13 protein-coding genes and 2 pseudogenes are annotated in these 19,305 nt (G+C 66.5%); 8 read left to right on the top strand and 7 right to left on the bottom strand.

Features of this window, described 5'->3' with window-relative positions:
- Positions 1-669: 669 nt before the first annotated feature.
- The 4 genes from ACFWAY_RS24650 to pruA all read right to left on the bottom strand — a co-directional run bounded on the left by ACFWAY_RS24650 (position 670) and on the right by pruA (position 4,554).
- Complete coding sequence (locus ACFWAY_RS24650; protein ID WP_378512459.1) at positions 670-1,098, bottom strand: WhiB family transcriptional regulator; 429 nt, start codon at positions 1,096-1,098, stop codon at positions 670-672.
- Positions 1,099-1,210: 112 nt separating this feature from the next.
- On the bottom strand, positions 1,211-1,501 hold the full coding sequence (locus ACFWAY_RS24645) for an ANTAR domain-containing protein (protein ID WP_378512458.1): 291 nt from the start codon (positions 1,499-1,501) through the stop codon (positions 1,211-1,213).
- A gap of 429 nt (positions 1,502-1,930) precedes the next feature.
- Complete coding sequence (locus tag ACFWAY_RS24640) at positions 1,931-2,896, bottom strand: proline dehydrogenase family protein (RefSeq protein ID WP_378512457.1); 966 nt, start codon at positions 2,894-2,896, stop codon at positions 1,931-1,933.
- Positions 2,896-4,554: an L-glutamate gamma-semialdehyde dehydrogenase gene (gene pruA, locus ACFWAY_RS24635; RefSeq protein ID WP_378512456.1), complete on the bottom strand. Its 1,659-nt coding sequence runs from the start codon at positions 4,552-4,554 to the stop codon at positions 2,896-2,898. Before pruA ends, ACFWAY_RS24640 begins: the two co-directional genes overlap by 1 nt.
- A 156-nt stretch (positions 4,555-4,710) precedes the next feature.
- Here pruA and ACFWAY_RS24630 point away from each other — a divergent pair, with 156 nt between their 5' ends.
- Positions 4,711-6,435: a PucR family transcriptional regulator gene (locus ACFWAY_RS24630; RefSeq protein ID WP_378512455.1), complete on the top strand. Its 1,725-nt coding sequence runs from the start codon at positions 4,711-4,713 to the stop codon at positions 6,433-6,435.
- 8 nt (positions 6,436-6,443) lie between these two features.
- On the opposite strand, the gene ACFWAY_RS24625 is transcribed toward ACFWAY_RS24630, so the two are convergent.
- Positions 6,444-7,172: a GntR family transcriptional regulator gene (locus ACFWAY_RS24625; RefSeq protein WP_378512454.1), complete on the bottom strand. Its 729-nt coding sequence runs from the start codon at positions 7,170-7,172 to the stop codon at positions 6,444-6,446.
- A gap of 60 nt (positions 7,173-7,232) precedes the next feature.
- Here ACFWAY_RS24625 and ACFWAY_RS24620 point away from each other — a divergent pair.
- The 4 genes and pseudogenes from ACFWAY_RS24620 to ACFWAY_RS24605 all read left to right on the top strand — a co-directional run bounded on the left by ACFWAY_RS24620 (position 7,233) and on the right by ACFWAY_RS24605 (position 15,325).
- A pseudogene (locus ACFWAY_RS24620) lies at positions 7,233-10,074 on the top strand (FAD-binding and (Fe-S)-binding domain-containing protein).
- A gap of 9 nt (positions 10,075-10,083) precedes the next feature.
- On the top strand, positions 10,084-11,166 hold the full coding sequence (locus ACFWAY_RS24615) for a Glu/Leu/Phe/Val dehydrogenase (RefSeq protein WP_378512453.1): 1,083 nt from the start codon (positions 10,084-10,086) through the stop codon (positions 11,164-11,166).
- A 162-nt stretch (positions 11,167-11,328) separates the two neighbouring features.
- Positions 11,329-12,495, top strand: coding sequence for an NAD(P)/FAD-dependent oxidoreductase (locus tag ACFWAY_RS24610; RefSeq protein WP_378512452.1), 1,167 nt, complete (start codon positions 11,329-11,331; stop codon positions 12,493-12,495).
- 292 nt (positions 12,496-12,787) lie between these two features.
- Entirely contained in the window at positions 12,788-15,325 is a 2,538-nt protein-coding gene (locus tag ACFWAY_RS24605; RefSeq protein WP_378512451.1) for an ABC transporter, read from the top strand.
- Between the two features lie 44 nt (positions 15,326-15,369).
- Here the strand turns inward: ACFWAY_RS24605 and ACFWAY_RS24600 are convergent, their stop codons facing one another.
- Positions 15,370-15,828 (bottom strand): hypothetical protein, encoded by a 459-nt coding sequence (locus ACFWAY_RS24600; RefSeq protein WP_378512450.1) that lies wholly within the window; start codon positions 15,826-15,828, stop codon positions 15,370-15,372.
- A 166-nt stretch (positions 15,829-15,994) separates the two neighbouring features.
- Between ACFWAY_RS24600 and ACFWAY_RS24595 the strand changes: the two are divergent.
- The 3 genes and pseudogenes from ACFWAY_RS24595 (at position 15,995) to ACFWAY_RS24585 (ending at position 17,510) form a co-directional block, all read left to right on the top strand.
- Positions 15,995-16,790 (top strand): annotated as a pseudogene (locus ACFWAY_RS24595) (class I SAM-dependent methyltransferase).
- Positions 16,791-16,965: 175 nt separating this feature from the next.
- Positions 16,966-17,292, top strand: coding sequence for an ANTAR domain-containing protein (locus ACFWAY_RS24590; protein WP_378456543.1), 327 nt, complete (start codon positions 16,966-16,968; stop codon positions 17,290-17,292).
- Between the two features lie 20 nt (positions 17,293-17,312).
- On the top strand, positions 17,313-17,510 hold the full coding sequence (locus ACFWAY_RS24585) for a hypothetical protein (RefSeq protein WP_378456544.1): 198 nt from the start codon (positions 17,313-17,315) through the stop codon (positions 17,508-17,510).
- 75 nt (positions 17,511-17,585) lie between these two features.
- Here the strand turns inward: ACFWAY_RS24585 and ACFWAY_RS24580 are convergent, their stop codons facing one another.
- Positions 17,586-19,268 (bottom strand): nitrite/sulfite reductase, encoded by a 1,683-nt coding sequence (locus tag ACFWAY_RS24580; protein ID WP_378512449.1) that lies wholly within the window; start codon positions 19,266-19,268, stop codon positions 17,586-17,588.
- Between the last annotated feature and the right edge of the window lie 37 nt (positions 19,269-19,305).

Below are 19,305 nucleotides of genomic sequence, written 5' to 3'. Positions count from 1 at the left end.
GCACCCGCACCACCGCAACGCGCCCTGCGTAGACCGCAGACCGCTCGTCCTCTCGGGCGACTCCGTGCCCTCGCCATAAATAAACGGTATTGGGCCTAGCCCGTCGTCGCAACTGATCGAGGTGATGACGGCAACACGGTGTCTTTGACGATCCTGCCGTCGCGAAACACCGCGAATGATTGCTTCGGTGCACGGCGCCCTAATCCCGCAAACGCGACACCGCCTGCGAGGTTGATGCAGACCGTCACGCTCTGGACAGCCGGGCATCCTGTTCCGTCGATCAACAGAACTTCTCCAGAGGGATCCGGCGCTCGAGATGGTTGGTGTGCATGGCGACTCCGTGTCGATCGTCGGAACTCAAACATCCCCCACCTGCCAGTATCGAAGCCCATCGTGGTCAATGTTTGTATCCTTCGTGCAAATCCGATCGAATCCGACGAAAATCACGAGAACAATGATGGAATCCGTCAGGCAAGCCGCGTTTCGGTGGCGTGCAGGTTCTGTGATCAGAGCGAGGTTGAAGGCGTTGGCCGTAGCGTCGAGGTCAAGAGATGCCGACCAATGAAGAGGTGAGAGGGCTCATGTCGTCAGGAATCGACCTCGACGTGGCGTTCAAGGAACGATCACCCCGGCAGCACACCACGCTCGAACCGACGAAATCAGTCTCCATTAGCGGCGGAGCGCAACAGACACTCCGGTCGGCGGCGAAGACTCAAACGTGATTTCGGATGGTCCGGCGGTAGGAACCGGTTTCCGGATCGGCGTGACAGCTCTGGTGGGGCGACCCCTCGACGCCCCACCAGTATGCGAACGATCGACGGCCGACGAGTCAATGCGGACCGTCGCATCCGCACTACCGCCGGCTACAGATCGCGGGTGCAGGGACCCGAGCGGTCGAAGCTCACCGCGGCGGAGTCGGCGGGTGTGATTTCGTCGATCCGCTTCCGTCGTGCCACCCCACACACCGTAGGGTTCACCTGCCGCGAGAGCGTGATCGCGGCACTGCGCGAGTACAGGGCAGGGCTGGCAAATCTGCCGGGCGCGCGCTTCGCGCCGGTCGCGGGCGTGGCCGCGTTCACCGTCAGGCGAGAAGAACACTGCCAGTTCTCATCACGGCACGCGGCATGCGCCCGCCAGTCAGCGGAATCGAGACTGACGTTTTCCTTGCGCGTGGGGGAAATCTTCAGGGGCGGCGATTGCGGCTCCGTCCTCATCGAACGCCACCCATGTCGGTGGGCGCTGCACGTGGCAGATGGACGGTGGGACGGGGTTCCGGTTGCTCTCGCAGATCGGGAATCGTAGATGGCCGGGACAGGATGTGTTCGGCTGCGGTGACAATGCTGACGTGCTTGCGGCGGGCTACGTCGAGGAGAGAATCGAAGGCGGCGTCCTGACTGCAACCAAGCTGCTCGGCCAGGATTGCGGCCGCGGCAGACAGTAGCTGTGCGCCAGCAGTTTCCGAAGGGTCCCGTCCGGATACTGCAGAGGTGTCAGTCGGCACGAGAGTCCTTTCGCTGCGTCGGCGGTCTCGACGGCGTAGACGGCAGGTGGACAGTGCTCCGCGCTGTACCGCCGACGCCACCCGGTCGTTACCTCAGCCTCCTCGACGAGACGTCCAGAGACCACCGACATTCACCTAGTCATGCCTCGGCACGTGGTACCTGTCGGGGCGACCCTCGCAAGACGAGATTCAACGGCGACGCCCCCGAGCCGACTGCGCCGCCAATGTGATCGGACGAATCCTCGGCGCCCAATATGGCCACCTGCACGAATGGCCAGGTCCGAGGAGGTGCCGACAGCGTGGTTGGGTGTCACAAAATCCGCGGAGATCTCACTGGACCGGGGTGGTGAACGGACAGACGTCGGTCCCGGCCCCACGGAATGTGAGCCGGGACCGACGAAGTACAGCGACCGCATTTCCGCCCCCTGACTACTTCTTCGAGGTCAGTGACCTGAGAAAGAAAGCCAGGTTGGCGGGGCGCTCGGCGAGACGACGCATGAAGTAGCCGTACCACTGCTCGCCGTAGGGCAGATAGACCCGCAGATGCTGCTGCTCTTCGATCAGACGCAGTTGTTCGGTGTCCCGGATGCCGTGGAGCATCTGGAATTCGAACTCGTCGGTGGTGCGACGCGTGGCCTTCGCCTGCGCCAGTGCGGCGTCGACCATGGCCGGGTCGTGCGACGCGACCATCGGGTAGCCCTGGCCGTTCATCAGGATCCGCAGGCACCGCAGGTACGCCTCGTCGACCGCGGTCTTTGCTTGATAGGCAACAGATGCGGGTTCCTTATAGGCGCCCTTGCACAACCGGATCCGTGATCCCGGCCCCGAGAGGTCCCGACAATCCGCTTCGGTGCGCTTCAGGTACGCCTGCAGCACGGTGCCGAGAGACGAAAAGTCCTGCCGCAGTTCCCGCACGATCGACAACGTCGAGTCGGTGGTGGTGTGGTCCTCGGCGTCGACCGTGACCCATACGCCGGCTTCTTCGGCCGCGGTACAGATCTTGTGGGCGTTCTCGAGTGCCACGTTGTGACCGTCGCGGGGCAGGAACTGCCCGAGGGCGGACAGCTTCAGGGATACCTCGATGCTTCGCGGCCTACTGCCGTTGTCGGTGGCCGGGGCAAGCTGCGCCAGCGACGACAGCAGCGTCAGGTAATGCGACACGGTGCGGGAGGCCTGCGCGAGATCGGCGGTGTCCTCACCGAGGTAGTCGATGGTGATGTAGCGGCCGGAGTCGAGGATTCCGGTCGTCGCGGCCACCGCCTGATTCTCGGTCTCGCCGGCGACGAACCGGTCGACGAGACTCTTGGTCACCGGAATGCGAGTGACCGTGCGTTCTATCCGCGGTGAGCGGGCTGCCGCCAGCAGTGCAGGCCGGAGCAGATCGGAGGGTGCCATCAGATGTCCTCGGAGGTGTCTGCGGCGGCCTGGTGGGGGTAGTGGTGATCGGTGGCCGGGACGAAGGTTTCCTTGATGGTGCGTGCGGAGGCCCAGCGGAGCAGGTTCTGCGGGGAGCCTGCCTTGTCGTTGGTGCCCGATGCCCGTGCCCCACCGAATGGCTGCTGTCCGACGACGGCGCCGGTGGGCTTGTCGTTGATGTAGAAGTTGCCGGCCGCGAACCGCAGGTCGGCGGTCGCCTTCGCGATCGCGGTGCGGTCGTCGGCGATGATCGAGCCGGTCAGCGCGTAGGCGGATCCCTTGTCCACGAGGTCGAGGACCTTCTCGAACGATCCGGCGGCGGAGTCGTCGTAGACGTGCACGGACAGGATCGGTCCGAAGTACTCGGTGCGGAATGCCTCGTCGGTGGGGTCGTCACCGAGCAGGACGGTGGGGTCGACGAAGTAGCCGATACTGTCGTCGACGTGGCCGCCGGCGGCGATGGTCAGGCTCGGGGTGGCCTTGGCGCGGGCGATGGCGTCGGCGTTGCGGTCGAAGGCCCGCCGGTCGATGACGGCGCCTCCGAAGTTCGAGAAGTCGGTGACGTCCCCGTATGTCAGTGTCGATGCCTTCTCGATGAAGTCGTTGCCCATCTTCGCCCACACCGACTTCGGGACGAATGCGCGGGAGGCGGCGGAGCATTTCTGGCCCTGGTAGTCGAATGCGCCGCGCAGCAGTGCGGTGGTGAGGGTGTCGGGGTTGGCGGAGCTGTGGGCGAGGACGAAGTCCTTGCCGCCGGTCTCGCCGACCAGGCGCGGGTAGCTGTTGTAGTTCGAGATGTTGTTTCCGACCTGGCGCCACAGGTGCTGGAAGGTGGCGGTGGATCCGGTGAAGTGGATTCCGGCCAGGCGCGGGTCGGCGAGGACGACGTCGGAGACCTCGGCGCCGGCACCGTTGACGAGGTTGATCACACCGGGCGGTAGTCCTGCGGCCTCGAGCAGCTTCATCGTCCAGTACGCGGCGACGGCCTGGGTCTGCGACGGTTTCCACACCACGGTGTTGCCCATCAGGGCGGGTGCGGTGGGCAGGTTGCCGGCGATGGCGGTGAAGTTGAACGGGGTGATGGCGTAGACGAAGCCCTCGAGGGAGCGGTATTCGAGCTTGTTCCACACGCCGGGGGAGGAGATGGGTTGGTCGGCGAGGATCTGCCGGGCGAAGTGGACGTTGAACCGCCAGAAGTCGATCAGTTCGCAGGGGGTGTCGATTTCGGCCTGGTAGGCGGTCTTGGACTGGCCGAGCATCGTTGCAGCGGAAAGGGTTTCACGCCACGGTCCGGACAGCAGGTCGGCGGCGCGCAGGAACACTGCGGCGCGGTCCTCGAAGGACAGTGCCCGCCAACCTGGGGCGGCGGCGGTGGCGGCTGCAACGGCGTCCTGGATGTCCTGGGCGCCGGCATTGGTGAAGGTGCCCAGGACCGCGGCGTGCCGGTGCGGCTGCACGACGTCGATCGCGGGCCCGTTGCCGCGCCGGTGCGTGCCGCCGATGACGTTGTGGATCTCGGTGGGATTCGCACCAAGCTCGGTCAACTTCGCCTGCAGCCGGGCACGCTCGGCGCTCCCCGGTGCGAAGGAGCCCACCGGCTCGTTGATCGGCTGCGGGGTGGTGGTGATGGCGTCCATGGAACCTCCTACAGGGGTGTGGCGGCGAAAGAACCGCCGCTCGAACTAGACGTAGTCAACACCAGAACAGAGCCGAGATATTGAGCCAATCGGACAAGGAATACCATTTGGGGTTGTACTGTTGGCTAAACCAGCTCTCACCTTCCGAACGGAGCGATGTCGGTGACTCCCGGAACTCGAAGCCCCGCCACGGCAGCCGCGGCGCCAGCTACTTCTGCCGAAACCATCACGCTGCGTGAGCTTCTCCGCGCTCTCGACACCGCGGTCGTCGAGCTGATCGACGCTCCCGCGGGCGACGAGGTCGTCGTCGCGTCGATGGCGCTCGTCGACAGCTCCGATCTGACGGTCGAAACCGAATCGCAATCTCCGATGCAGGATTTGTATCTCCATGTGGGGGTTGCCGACGCCGATGCCGTGCGCTGGTTCGACGACGTCTCCGGGCGGGCGCGTGAGCACCGGCCGCATGCGGTGATGTCGAAGACGGCGCACGAGTCGAGCGCAGTGCAGGAGGCGGCGCGCCGTGCCGGCGTCGCCCTGGTGGCGGTGCACCCCAAGGCCCGATGGGATCACGTGTTCCCGCTGGTCCAGCGCATGCTCGACCGCTCTCGCCGCGGGCGTGGCGCACCTGCGGACCCGGATCTGCTCGCCACGGACACCGACCTGTTCGGTCTCGCACAGATCGTCGCCCAGAACGCCGGAGGGATGGTCTCGATCGAGGATGCCCAGTCGAAGGTGCTCGCCTACTCTGCCTCCGACGAAGCGGCGGACGAACTGCGAGCCTTGTCGATCCTCGGCCGCGAGGGCCCACGCGATTACCTGCGGGCACTGCAGAAGTGGGGAGTGTTCGATCGGCTCCGCGAAAGCGACGAGGTCATCGACGTGCCCGCGCACGAGGAACTCGCCACCAAGCGGCGGTTGGTGGTCAGTATCCGCCAGTCCACCGAGGACACCTCGACCGCACCCCGGCTTCTCGGTTCGATCTGGGTGCAACAGGGCGACGCGCCGTTCAATTCTGATGCGGTGGACGTGTTGCGCGGCGCTTCGGCGATCGCAGCCCGGATCATCTCCCGAAGTCTCAACGCCCCCTCCACCGAGGGGCTGCTGGTCCAACGGTTGTTCGGGGCGCGTGGCCGGGGTGTCGACGTGCCCTCCGTGGCCAGTGCCCTGAACTTGCCGATGAGCGGCTCGGCCGCTGTGGTGGGCTTCGCGCCGACCGGATCGGAGAGCTCGACGGCCACCGGCGAGTTCGCCGGTATGGGCAGCATGCTCCGCCTGCACGCGAGCTCGTTCAGCCGCCATTCGGTCGCCACTGTGATCGGTGATCGCGCGTACGTGCTGCTTCCTCGCTACAAGTCCGCTGCGGGAGTCACTGCATGGACGCGGCAGCTCGTCGACCAATTCGAGGCGAAGCGGTCGATCGTGCTGAGGGCCGCCATCGCCGTTCCGGTTCCCGATCTCGCGCAGGTGGCCGCAGCGCGCGTCGAGGTCGACAGGGTTCTCGACGGCACTGCCGCCACGTTCCCGGAGGGGCGGGTGACCACCCTCGCCGAATCCCGCACCGCGGTGCTGCTCGGTGAGATCCTCGACCTCGTCGGCGAGCACCCGGAGCTGCACGATCCGCGCCTCGATGCGCTGTTCGAGTACGACCGAAAGCATGCTTCCAACCTGTGCGACAGTGCCGAGACCTACCTCGCCGAGCACGGGGACGTTCGTAATGCCGCCGCCGCACTGAGGGTGCATCCCAACACGCTGCGCTACCGGATCCGCAGAGTGGAGGAGATCATCGGGATCGGTCTGCAGGACGCGGCCGACCGGCTGCTGTTCGAGCTGCAACTCGCCGTGCACCGGCGCACGACACCGGAGAAGCCGCCGCGGAGTTGACGCATTGGTCAGGCGATGACGGCAGACCAGATTTCGTCGACGGAGAGGCCGGAGCCGTCGCTGAGAACAGCTTGGGTGACAAGGAGTTTCCCAGTGTTGACCAGGTGAACGCGCATGGCGGCTTCGGCTCCGTCGGGGTCCCCGGCGATGATGGCATCGATGATGGGCGCGTGCTCGTTGTCGATGTCGGCGAGAGTTCTGGTCTTGTCGGCGGTGTTGGCCCCGAGTAGCCGGGTTGTCTCGCGAAGGGTCTTGACGATCGCACGGGCTCGGGCGTTGCCGGCGGCGTCGAGGATCAGGTCGTGAAGCCCGAGATCGTGATGGGCGAACTCGTGTTCATCGCCGCCGGCAGCGGCGTCCTGCATCAGGCGTCGCTGCCGCTGCAGTGCGTCCGAGAGCGCGGGGTCGGCCACGGTTGCGGCCTTGCGGACCGCGGGAAGTTCCAGGGCCAACCGGACTGCGAAGATCTCCGCGATCTCCTTCGGCTGGGGGAGGAGAATGCGGAAGCCCTGGCGTGCTTCGAACTTGATCAGTCCCACTTCTTCCAGGCGCAGTAAAGCGTCCCGTACCGGGGTTCGGGAAATGCCCAGGCCCTCGGCGAGTTGGTAGACCGAGTACTTCACTCCTGGTTTCATGCGGCCGTCGTCGATGGCCGCCCGTACCGCCGCGATCGCTTGCTCCATCCGTCGTCCCGTGAACGGGGTGAGCGGTTCGAGTTCGAGCGCTTCGTCTGCCACTCGCTCACTGTAACAACACGGAGCTGTTCGTAGCATGCTAGAAGTTGTAGCATGCTACGAATGATCTCCGCTGAATCACTGGCCGCTGAGCTGCGCAGTTCGGGAGTGAGCGACGTTCTCTCCGACGGCACCACCCGCGCTGCCTATTCGTCCGATGCGTCCCTGTACCGGGTGCGACCGCTGGTCGTTGCGCGGCCACGCCATGCCGACGAGGTCGCTGCCGCCCTCGCGGTGTGCCGCCGAGAGGGCGTGCCGCTGACCTCACGAGGTGGCGGCACCTCCGTCGCAGGCAACGCTGTCGGGACGGGACTGATTCTCGACTTCAGCCGGCACATGAATCGGGTGCTCTCGATCGACAGGGACGCACAGACGGCCACCGTCGAGCCGGGCACAATTCAGACGGTGCTGCAGCAGGCCGTTGCACCGCACGGCCTGCGATTCGGGCCCGACCCATCGACGTTCACTCGCTGCACCATCGGCGGCATGATCGGAAACAATGCCTGCGGTTCACGCACTCTCGGATACGGCCGGACCTCGGACAATGTGAAGGGCCTGCACGTTCTGACCGGAACCGGGGAGTCGCTGCAACTGGGTTCGGCGGGCGGGGTGCCGGACTCCCCGGCACTGGGTGCATTGCAGCAGGTCACCCGCGCCGGTTTGGCGACCATCCGCACCGAACTCGGGCAATTCGGCCGTCAGGTGTCCGGATACGCCCTCGAACACCTGCTGCCGGAAAATCGGTTCGACGTGACCCGCATGCTGGTCGGCACGGAGGGCACCCTCGCCGTCGCAACTCGTGCGACGGTCCGCTTGGTGTCCGAGCCCGCCCACCGCGTCCTGGTCGTACTGGGGTACGCCGACATCGCGTCGGCGGGTGACGCGACCCCGCTGGTGCTGAAGTTCGATCCGACCGCCTGCGAGGGTATCGATTGCCGGATCGTCGAGGTGGTGCGCGAGCGCCGCGGCCCGGATGCGGTTCCGCCGTTGCCTGCGGGGGCGGCCTGGTTGTTCGTCGAGGTCGTCGGCGACGACCTCGACGAGACGATCGCCAGGGCCCAGCAGGTCGGACGGGACTGCGGCGCCGCGGATAGCCTCGTGGTCACCGACGAGGGGCGCACGGCCCAGCTGTGGCGGATTCGCGCCGATGGTGCCGGACTCGCCGGCCGCAGTCCTGCCGGCCTTCCCGCACACGCAGGATGGGAGGACGCGGCCGTGCCACCGGCCATGCTGGGCAACTACCTACGCGACTTCGACGCCCTGATGGACGAATTCGACGTCACCGGCCTGCCGTACGGACACTTCGGTGACGGATGCATGCACGTTCGCATCGATTGGCCGCTCGACAAGCCCGGCGGGGACGGCATCTTCCGGGACTTCCTGGTCGCGGCGAGCACACTCGTCGCCGGCTACGGCGGATCCCTGTCCGGTGAGCACGGGGACGGCCGCGCCCGCAGCGAACTATTGCCGCTGATGTACTCACCGGACGCGATGAAGCTCTTTGCTGCCGTCAAGCACGTCTTCGACCCGGACAACATCCTCAACCCCGGAGTGGTGGTCGACCCCCGCCCGGTCGACGCGGACCTGCGCATTCCCGCAGCCCCACTCCTGCGCCGCAACCTGGCCCTGGCCTACCACCACGACGACGGAGATTTCACCCAGGCGGTGCACCGCTGCACCGGCGTCGGAAAATGCCGGGCCGACAACACCGCCGCCGGCGGCGTGATGTGCCCGTCATATCAGGCGACCCGGGAGGAGAAGGACTCCACCCGCGGCCGCGCGCGCGTGCTGCAGGAGATGATAAACGGCACCGACATCGAGGGTGGCTGGCGATCGCCCGAGGTTCACGACGCCCTCGACCTGTGCCTGTCCTATAAGGGGTGCTCCTCGGACTGCCCGACCGGTGTCGACATGGCCGCGTTCAAATCCGAAGTGCTGCACCAGAGCTACAAGGGCCGCATCCGCCCCGCCTCGCACTACTCGCTGGGGTGGCTCCCGCGCTGGGCGAAGATCGCCAGCCGCGCGCCCGGTCTGGTCAACGCCACGATGCGCATTCCCGGCATCGGGCCGCTGGCGTTGTCGTCGGCCGGAGTGGACAAGCGCCGCACCATTCCACCGTTCGCGAAGCGGACGTTCCGGTCCTGGTTCAAGGCCACGGAGAACGACCGTGCCACGACCGGTGACCCGGTGCTGCTGTTCGTGGACTCGTTCACCAACTACTTCACCCCCGAGGTCGGGCACGCCACGGTGCAGGTGCTCGAGGCCGCCGGCTACCGGCCGCAATTGACCGACAAGCAGCAGTGCTGCGGACTCACCTGGATCTCCACCGGGCAGCTCACCGCGGCGAAGAAGATCCTCGGCCGCACCGTGGATGCACTGTCCGGTAGTGCCGCGGCCGGAATTCCGATCGTCGGAATGGAGCCGTCCTGCACGGGTGTGCTGCGCTCGGACGCCGCGGAACTGCTCGGTAGGTCGGCGGCCGAACCGGTCGCCGACGCAACCCGCACCCTCGCGGAACTGTTGACGGACCGAGGGTGGGAACCCGCCGTCTCTCGAAGGCAAGTCCGTTGTCGCGCAGCCGCACTGCCACCATCATTCGGTGATGGGGTGGAGTCAGGACGCGCAGCTTCTCGAGAAGGCCGGTGCACAGGTTCAGCGGCTGGGCGGATGCTGCGGGCTGGCCGGCAACTTCGGCGTCGAGAAGGGGCATTACGAGGTGTCGGTGGCGGTCGCCGAACAGCAACTCCTACCCGCCGTGGCCGGGGCGGACGCGGACACCACGATCCTGGCCGACGGCTACTCCTGCCGGACCCAGTTGTCGGATCTGACCGATCGTCGCGGTGACCACTTGGCGCAATTGCTCGCCGCGCAGCTCGACGTCGATGCTGTGCGGCAACGGGACTGACCTCGGTGGTTGCGCGGCGTTCTGGTCATCGACAACACCGCCCGCGGAATGGGCAAGGGCGGGACCCGCATGTCCACCACGGTCAGTGTCGGTGAGGTCGCCAGGCTGGCCCGCAACATGACCTGGAAGTGGGCGGGGGTCGACCTGTTCTACGGCGGCGCCAAGGCTGGCATCTGGGCCGACCCGACTGCCTCCTCCAAGGACGCGGTCCTGCGTGCCTTCGTCCGGGCACTCCGCAACGAGGTCCCCGAGGAGTACGTCTGCGGGCTCGACGTGGGATTGACCGAGAAGGATGCCGCGATCATGCTCGACGAGGTCGGCGGACGCGGCGGCGCGGTGGGCACCCCCCACGCGCTCGGCGGGCTCCCGTACGACCAGCTCGGGGTCACCGGCCACGGTGTCGCGGAGTCGGCCGACGCCGCCGCGCAGGCCATCGGCCTGTCCACCGGTTCGCTGAGCGTGTCCATTCGGGGCTTCGGAGCGGTCGGAGCGGCGAACGCGAAGCGCCTCGCGGAACTCGGGGCGACCATCGTCGCTGTGTCCACCTCGCACGGCGGCATTCGCAACCCGGACGGGCTCGACGTCGCTACCTTGCTCGACCTGCGCGATCAGTACGGTGACGGACTCGTCGACCAGTACTCCGACGCCAAGCCTCTCGCTGCCGGGGAAGAACTCTCGGTGACGGCGGACATCCTGATCCCGGCAGCGTTGCAGGACGTCATCGACGCCGATCTCGCCCGGACGTTGCCGGCCAAGATCGTCGTCGAAGGCGCGAATCTGCCGAGCAGCCCCGAAGCGCAGTCGGTGCTGTTCGACCGCGGCGTGACCGTGGTTCCGGATTTCATCGCCAACGCCGGCGGTGTGGTCGATGCAGCCGTGGCGATGGATGCCCGCTTCTCCGGAATCCGTCCCGAACCGGCAGCCGTGTTCGACAACATCTCGAACAAGCTGCGCGCCAGCACCATCGATACCCTCGATGCGTCGAAGGCTCAGGGGCGGACCACTCACGAGGTGGCCCGCGCCACCGCCCAGGAGCGCGTGCGCGAAGCCATGGTGCTCCGCGGGCGTTCCCTGCAGAACGCCGCGTTCTAAAAGGTTCGGAAGCCACCACGCGCCCGCTGACTGTGTGACCCCACTCCGGTCAGCGGGCGCGCGTCATTCTTCCAGGCAAAGCCATCGACCCGGTCGTTCGTCAGGTGTCCCGGAACCGGTCGGGCATCACATCACTACTCTCGAAGGAAAGAAGAGGACGACATGAGCAAGGAACTTCCCGAACAGGCGTCCGTCGTCGTCATCGGCGGCGGCGTCATCGGCGCCAGCATTGCGTTCCACCTCGCCGAATCCGGGGTCTCCGATGTCGTTCTCCTGGAAAAGGACGAGTTGGCTTGCGGCTCGACCTGCAAGGCCGCCGGCGGTGTTCGCGCCTCCTTCAGCAACGAGGCCAACATCGCGATCGGTCTGCGCGGCCTCGACGTGTATTCGCGGTTCGCGCAGGAGTACCACCAGGAGATCGACTTCAGCCGCGACGGCTACCTCTATCTTCTCTCGGACCAGGCGAACGTCGACATTTTCACCGAGAGCGTCGCGCTGCAGAACCGCCACGGCGTTCCGAGCCGCATGGTCACCCCCGAAGAAGCACAGAAGATTTCGCCGCTCATCAGTACAGACGGGCTCCTCGCGGCATCCTGGTCGCCCCAGGACGGCAAGGCCACCCCCGAATCGGTCGTGATGGGATACGCCGCCGCTGCCCGTCGACACGGTGCCCGCATCGTCCGTCACTGCGCGGTCACCGACATCGAGAGCACAGGCGGCACGATCACCGCGGTCGTGACCGAACACGGACGCATCAAGACCGACACCGTGGTGTGCGCTGCGGGAGCCTGGTCGGCCGGCATCGGCACCATGCTCGGGGTGAACATCCCCGTCGTTCCCGTCCGCCGACAGATCGCCTTCACCGAGCCGATCTCCGAGTTGCCCGAATCCTCGCCGTCGCTGACCATCGACTTCCCGTCCAACTTCTACTTCCACCCGGAAGGCAAAGGCCTGCTGCTCGGCTGGTCCGACCCGAACGAGCGCGAGGGATTCAACCTCGAGTTCGAACTCGAGGACTGGCTGATGGGACTGGGCGCCATCGCCGAGACCCGGGTGCCGGCTGTACTGGACTACGGCATCAGCACCGGGTGGGCCGGTCTCTACGAGGTCACCCCCGACCGCAACCAGATCATGGATCGCTCCACCGAGGTCGAGGGCCTGCTCATCGCCACCGGTTACTCCGGCCACGGCTTCCTGATGGGACCGGCGACCGGCGAGATCGTGCGCGACCTCTACCACGGCAAGGAGCCCGGATACGACATCAGCTCCTTCGCCCTGGACCGCTTCGCGCAGGCCGGTATCCGAGCAGGCGAGACGAACATCGTCTGACGTCACCCGCGACACTGCCCAGTAGACGATCACCAGTTCTCCATCGCCCGCGCGGCCAAACTGAACCTGCTCTCCGCGTGGCCCGAGGACGCGATCGCGGTATGCAGTTTCTCTCAGAAGACACCATCGAGGCCGCGGCGATCACGTCGGTCCAGGTGAGCTGATGGCATACTTCGGGCCGGAATCTGGGGCGGACTCTCCCCGAAAGAGCGTCGCCAGTACAAATGGTTCCACCCCTCGAGTAAGACTGGGACGTAACCTGTCCGAGCACGAACCGACACCTGGAGCAGTTGTGCCCACCTTCGATCCCGGACCGCACACTGAACCGTTACGCGCCCAGGAATTCAACGGAATCGCAGTGTTCGACGCCAGCGAACACAACCTCGCCCACGTCGATGTGTTCATTCCCCGGGACTGCATCGTCGCGTTCACCGGGGTCTCGGGATCGGGGAAGTCTTCGTTGGCCTTCGGCACCATCTACGCCGAAGCGCAACGGCGGTTCCTCGAGTCCGTCACCCCGTACGCACGCCGGCTGATGGATCAGATCGGAGCGCCCAGGGTTGGAGACATCACCGGGCTTCCACCGGCGGTTGCCTTGCAGCAGGCCCGCGGTCATACCTCCGCCCGATCGTCGGTCGGCACCCTCACCCACATCTCGAACGTGCTGCGGATGCTGTTCTCCCGAGTCGGTACGTACCCGCCGGGTGCCCCCATCCTCGACTCGAATGCGTTCTCGCCCAACACACCCGAAGGCGGATGCCCAGCCTGCCACGGACTCGGACGCACGCACGACGTCGACATCGATGCCCTGGTGCCGGACCCGAGCCGAAGTATCCGCGGCGGTGCCGTCGCCGCCTGGCCCGGCGCGTGGCTGGGCAAGAACTACCGCGACGTCCTCGACACACTCGGTATCGACGTGGACCGCCCCTGGTCCGAGCTCCCGGAGGACCAGCGCGAGTGGGTCCTCACCACCGAGGAACAACCCACGGTCACGGTGTCACCGGTGCGCGACCCGGGCAAGATGGTGCGCGACTACCAGGGGACGTTCTCGAGCGCCCGCACCTACGTCCTGCACACCTTCGCGACGACGAAGAGCGCAACCCAGCGGGCGAAGGTCGCCCGATATCTGGTGTCCCGCCCCTGCAGTGCGTGCAGGGGCAAACGGCTGCGCCCCGAGGCGCTGGCCGTACGGTTCGCCGGCCTCGACATCGCCGACGCCACGGAACTGTCACTGGCCGATCTGGCGTCGGTCCTCGACGCCGTCGTCGCATCCCGCGGTTCCGACGCAAGCGACGCAACCGAACGCGCATCCGCGGCGCTGGTAGACAACCTTCGCGGACGCCTCGCGGGTCTGACCGAGCTCGGGCTGGGATACCTTAGCCTTGCCCGCTCGACCACCACCCTCTCGCCGGGAGAACTTCAGCGCCTGCGGCTGGCAACCCAGCTGCAATCGGGTCTGTTCGGAGTGCTGTACGTCCTCGACGAACCGTCCGCAGGCCTGCATCCCGCCGACACCGAGGCGCTGGTCACCGCCGTGCGGCGACTACGAGCGGCAGGTAACTCCGTCTTCGTCATCGAACACAACCTCGACGTCGTCCGGGCAGCAGATTGGATCGTCGATGTCGGTCCCGGTGCCGGGGAGCATGGTGGCCGGGTGCTCTACAGCGGTGAGGTGGACGGTCTCGCTCACGTCCCCGAATCCGCCACTCGCCGATACCTTTTCGGAACCCCCGAGAGTTACCCCGAGCCCGGACCGCCGAGCCGGTGGATCGAACTCGCCGGCATCACGATGCACAACCTCCGTGATCTGACCGTGCGAATCCCGCTCGGGGTGCTCACCGCGGTCACGGGCGTGTCCGGTTCGGGCAAATCCACACTCGTCAGCCGTGTGCTCACCGACGTCGTCGCTCAACACCTCGGCGTCGACAGCGAACCCGGGGGCGACACCGGGGGAGACGACGCCGAGGACTCCACGGTCGTACTGGCCGAGGAGCGCGAGAACGACACCGAGCCGACGGTCGTGGCCGCCCACGGGCTCGGACACATCACCCGGCTGGTGCGCGTGGACCAGACCCCCATCGGGCGGACTCCGCGCTCGAATCTCGCGACCTACACCGGTCTCTTCGATGTGATCCGGAAACTCTTCGCCGCACACCCCGTTGCCCGTGATCGGGGATACAGCCCGGGCCGATTCTCATTCAATGTCAGCGGCGGCCGTTGCGAGGAATGCGAGGGCGCCGGTTCGATCACCATCGGCATGCTGTTTCTCCCCGAGGCCTCCGCGCCGTGCCCGGCCTGTGCGGGCGCGCGATACAACGCGGAGACCCTCGAGATTCTCGTCGACGGCCGGTCGATCGCGGACGTTCTCGCGATGACGGTCGACGATGCCCGTGCTTTCCTGAGTCACGTTCCGGCAGCGGCGAAAAGCCTCGACATGCTGGCCGAAGTCGGTCTCGGATATCTGCGACTCGGCCAATCGGCCACCACCTTGTCCGGTGGGGAGGCGCAACGCGTCAAGCTCGCCAGCGAACTGCAGCGCATCCGATCCGGGCACACGCTCTACGTACTCGACGAACCGACCACCGGATTGCACCCCGCCGACGTCGACCGCCTCATGGTGGTGTTGCGTCGTCTCGTCGCTGCGGGAAATACCGTCGTACTCGTCGAACACGACATGCCGGTCATTGCCTCGGCGGACTGGATGATCGATCTCGGGCCCGGCGGCGGAGACAACGGCGGCCGGATCATCGCCGCGGGGCCACCGACGGTCGTTGCCGAGACGGCCGGCTCCGCCACCGCCGCCTACCTCGCCCGGCACCTCGCCGTGTGACGTTGCGTATGACGTAGTCGACATCGACCTGGTGTGGTAACGGTTCAGTGCGCGTGGATTCCGTAGACGGTGACGACGAAGCCGTGCCCCTTGGCCGTGCAGGTGAGGTCCCCCATGAATCCTGCGACACAGGTGGTTCCCCCGTGGGTGATCGTCTTCTGGTACATGCTCCGGCTGGTGGCGACCTCGGATATGTCGGGGCTGCCGGCGGGCAGGGTGAACGGAGTGCCGGGCGGATAGGTGGGGTGAGCGGGAAGCCAGGGAAGGTCGATGACGACGTGCTGGACGGGTCCCAGCCACGGCAGTCCGAACTCGCCGAGGATCGGGAAGTCCATCGGCAATGGTTGTGGCAGATCGCATCCCACGACGTCATCGGGTGCGATCGAGCAGTTGAAGTTCCCCACGCGGAAGTAGACGGGCGCGGGGGAGTCCGCCTGCGCGGGTGTTGCGAATGCGAGGAGAGCGGCTGCTGTGGCCGTGAACAGGCCGGTGGCTCGCTTCACTGACGGTTTCATACGAGCTATATACGCTGGGAGCGCCGGGTGTTAGCTGGGCGTGGCATCGGACGGCTGAGAACTGACCGTGAGGAGCGAGAACGTCATGGCGGCGGCAGACGAGCAGACGGACGGACCGGACAGCACGACCGTGCGCGTTGCCCTGTGGCGGGCAATGCACGTACAGGTCGACCCGCCGCCGCACGTTCTCGTCGACGAGATCGGCCTGCAGCTCGCGGCCCCGGACGAGGGCTGGCGGGCTCGTCCGGACATGGACCCGGCCGGCACCCGCGGGTTTCGGGCGGCCATCGTCGCGCGTGCTCGTTTCATCGAAGAGCTGGTTGCCGAGCAGGCCGGCCGCGGCGTCGACCAGTACGTCGTCCTGGGGGCCGGACTGGACACCTTTGCCCAGCGTAGGCCGGGAGATCGCCTCCCGTATGCGGGTGTTCGAGGTCGACCAACCCGGCCCTCGAGCATGGAAGCGGAAACGGCTGATCGAGCTGGGCTTCGGTGTACCCGACTGGTTGCGGCTGGTTGCGGTCGACTTCGAGGCGAGCGAGTCCTGGTCGGAGCAGCTGGCTGCGGCGGGCTTCGATCCCGGCCTGCCGGCGGTTGTCGTCTCGACCGGCGTCACGATGTACCTCACGAAAGACGCGACAGCGGCCACCCTGCGCCAGCTCGCCGGTCTCGCTGCCGGCTCGACGCTGGCGATGACGTTCCTGCTGCCGCCCGGGCTTCTCGACGACGCCGATCGCCCCGGACTCCAGACGTCCGAGAAGGGTGCACGGGCGGCCGGAACACCGTTCATCAGCTTCTTCACGCCGCAGGAAATGCTCGCCCTGGCCCGCGAGGCCGGTTTCACGGGCGGTCAGCACGTGGCAAGAACGTCACTCGCCGAGCTTTACTTCGCCGATCGGACCGACGGCCTGCGACCGTCGAGCGGAGAGGATTTGTTGGTGGCCACTACCTGAGCACCTCGTCAAGTGACGGCACAGCTGGACAGTTGTCTAGATGACAGGCGCGGCGCCGTCGGCTAGAACTGTTGGGGCATCGACAGTGACGTGACTCACATTTTGCGTCCGGACGGGATCGTCGGCACACCGGCGGGCCGGCAGCCGATGCACGAGAGCGAAGGAGCATCGCGGAATGATCGAGGACAGCACCGAACTACTCACTCCGACTCCCGGCCCGACACGGCTGATCCCCCGTAGGCGTCCCGACGGACGTGAACTACTCGGCACGGCGAAGGGAATCCTGATCGCAGGCCGCGGCTGCAGTGATGCCCAGGCGTTCGACGAACTCCTCGACGTCGCCCGCCGTCATCACCTGACCGTCCTCGGCGCTGCCCGGAGCCTGGTCGACCTCGCCGCCGGACCCTCGTCCCGTCCGCGCTCGCCCGAAGCTGCCCGATTCGAAGAGTGGGAGCGGCTGGTCAGCCAGCTTCCTCCCCGCCGACACGCTCACGCGAGTTGACGCGACACGGGGCGCGAGCGGTGAGTGATTCCGAGGTAGATCCGAACGAGATCAGCACAGCAGAATCGGGCCACCCGCGCGAAAGTGCGCCATCACTCACGGCCGACGCGATCGTGTGGCCCGAACCGAGCCCGCTCGAATCGTGGTGGGAGCACGTGGTCAACGACCATGCGACTACGCTCCCCGAGCGCGAGCCCGTCACCGACGCCGGCAAGTAGCAGACCGCGACAGGCGGGTTCTCCGGGACGTCTCTCTTCAGCCTCGACCGCGTCGTGCCCGGCAGTGCGAGCCGATCATGCGAGATCGGAGTCGGTGGCGCGTTGGACCCAGGTCGCGAACTTCTCGGAGCCCGCGCGGTCGGCCACGTAGCGTCGAACGATCCGCTCGACGTAGTCGGGCACCTCGGTGGCTGGAAGCTTGTGGCCGCGCAATTTACGTCCGAAGCTCGTGTCCAGCCCGAGGCCGCCGCCGAGGTGAACCTGGAATCCCTCGACCTGGTTGGAATCGACGTCGGTCACGATCATGCCCTTCAGGCCGATGTCGGCGACCTGAATGCGGGCGCACGAGTTGGGGCACCCATTGAGGTGCAGTGTGATCGGGTGCTCGAGCCGATCCTGGACGTCGGCAAGTCGCTTCTCGACTTCCGCAATGAGTGCGGCGGCCCGCGCCTTGGTCTCGACGATCCCGAACTTGCAAAATTCGATGCCGGTGCATGCCATGGTGCTCCGTCGCCACGGTGACGGACTCGACGGAAACCCGAGACTTTCGAGATCGGATTGGAGTGAGTCGATCTGTTCGTCGGGCACATCGAGGATGACGAGTTTCTGCATCGGGGTGATGCGGACCCGCCGGGATCCGGTTGCTTCCGCTGCCCGTGCCAAGTCGGTGAGCAGGGTGCCGCCGACCCTGCCGACAACGGGTGCGATCCCCACGGCGTTGAGACCGTTCTTCTGGCGCTGGATACCGACGTGATCGCGTGGTTCGTCGAGCGGCTCGGGTGCGGGCCCATCGAGCATCGGGTGTCCGAGGTACTCCCTCTCGAGCACGTCGCGGAATTTCTCGACACCCCAGTCCGCGACGAGGAACTTCAGGCGCGCCTTCGCTCGCAGGCGCCGATACCCGTGGTCACGGAAGAGGGAGACGATACCGATCCACACGTCGGGCACGTCCTCGAGCGGGACCCACGCGCCCAACCGCTCGCCGATGCGAGGATTGGTTGACAGGCCGCCGCCGACCCAGACGTCGAGTCCCGGACCGTGCTCCGGGTGTTCGACGCCGATGAATGCCACATCGTTGATTTCGTGGACGACGTCCTGAAGGCCGGAGATGGCGGTCTTGAACTTGCGCGGCAGGTTGGAGTATTGGGGGTTTGCGATCAGTCGGCGGGTGATCTCGTGCAGAGCGGGTGTGGCGTCGAGGACCTCGTCGACGGCAATACCGGCCATCGGCGAGCCGAGGACCACGCGCGGGGTGTCGCCTGCGGATTCGGCAGTGGTGAGGCCTACCCCTTCGAGCCGCCGCCAGATTTCGGGCAGGTCCTCGACCCGGATCCAGTGCAGCTGGATGTTCTGGCGGTCGGTGAGGTCCGCGGTGTCGCGGGCGAAGAGTCGGGAGACTTCACCGACGACGCGCAGCTGTTCGGTGGTCAGTGCCCCTCCATCTATTCGGATGCGGAGCATGAAGTGCTCGTCCTCGAGCTCTTCCGGCGGCAACGTGGCGGTCCGGCCGCCCTCGATGCCAGGTGCGCGCTGGGTGTAGAGCCCCCACCAGCGGAACCGGCTTCGCCGGTCGGTCGGGTCGATGCCGGCGACACCGGTGCGGGAGTACACCTCCTCGATTCTCTTGCGCACGTTGAGGCCGTCATCATCCTGTTTGACCTGCTCATTCACGTTGAGCGGCTCACGGTCGCCCTGGGCCCATTGCCCCTCCGCGCGCGGGGCCTTCGCCTGGGCAGGGCGGGTCTTCGGCGTTGTCATCGGTGCTCCTGTCGAAACTGTGTGCCCGAAACTGTAG

This window comes from Rhodococcus sp. NPDC059968 (assembly GCF_042738615.1).
Lineage (GTDB): Bacteria > Actinomycetota > Actinomycetes > Mycobacteriales > Mycobacteriaceae > Rhodococcus_F.
This window is presented reverse-complemented; position numbering and strand designations above follow the sequence as displayed.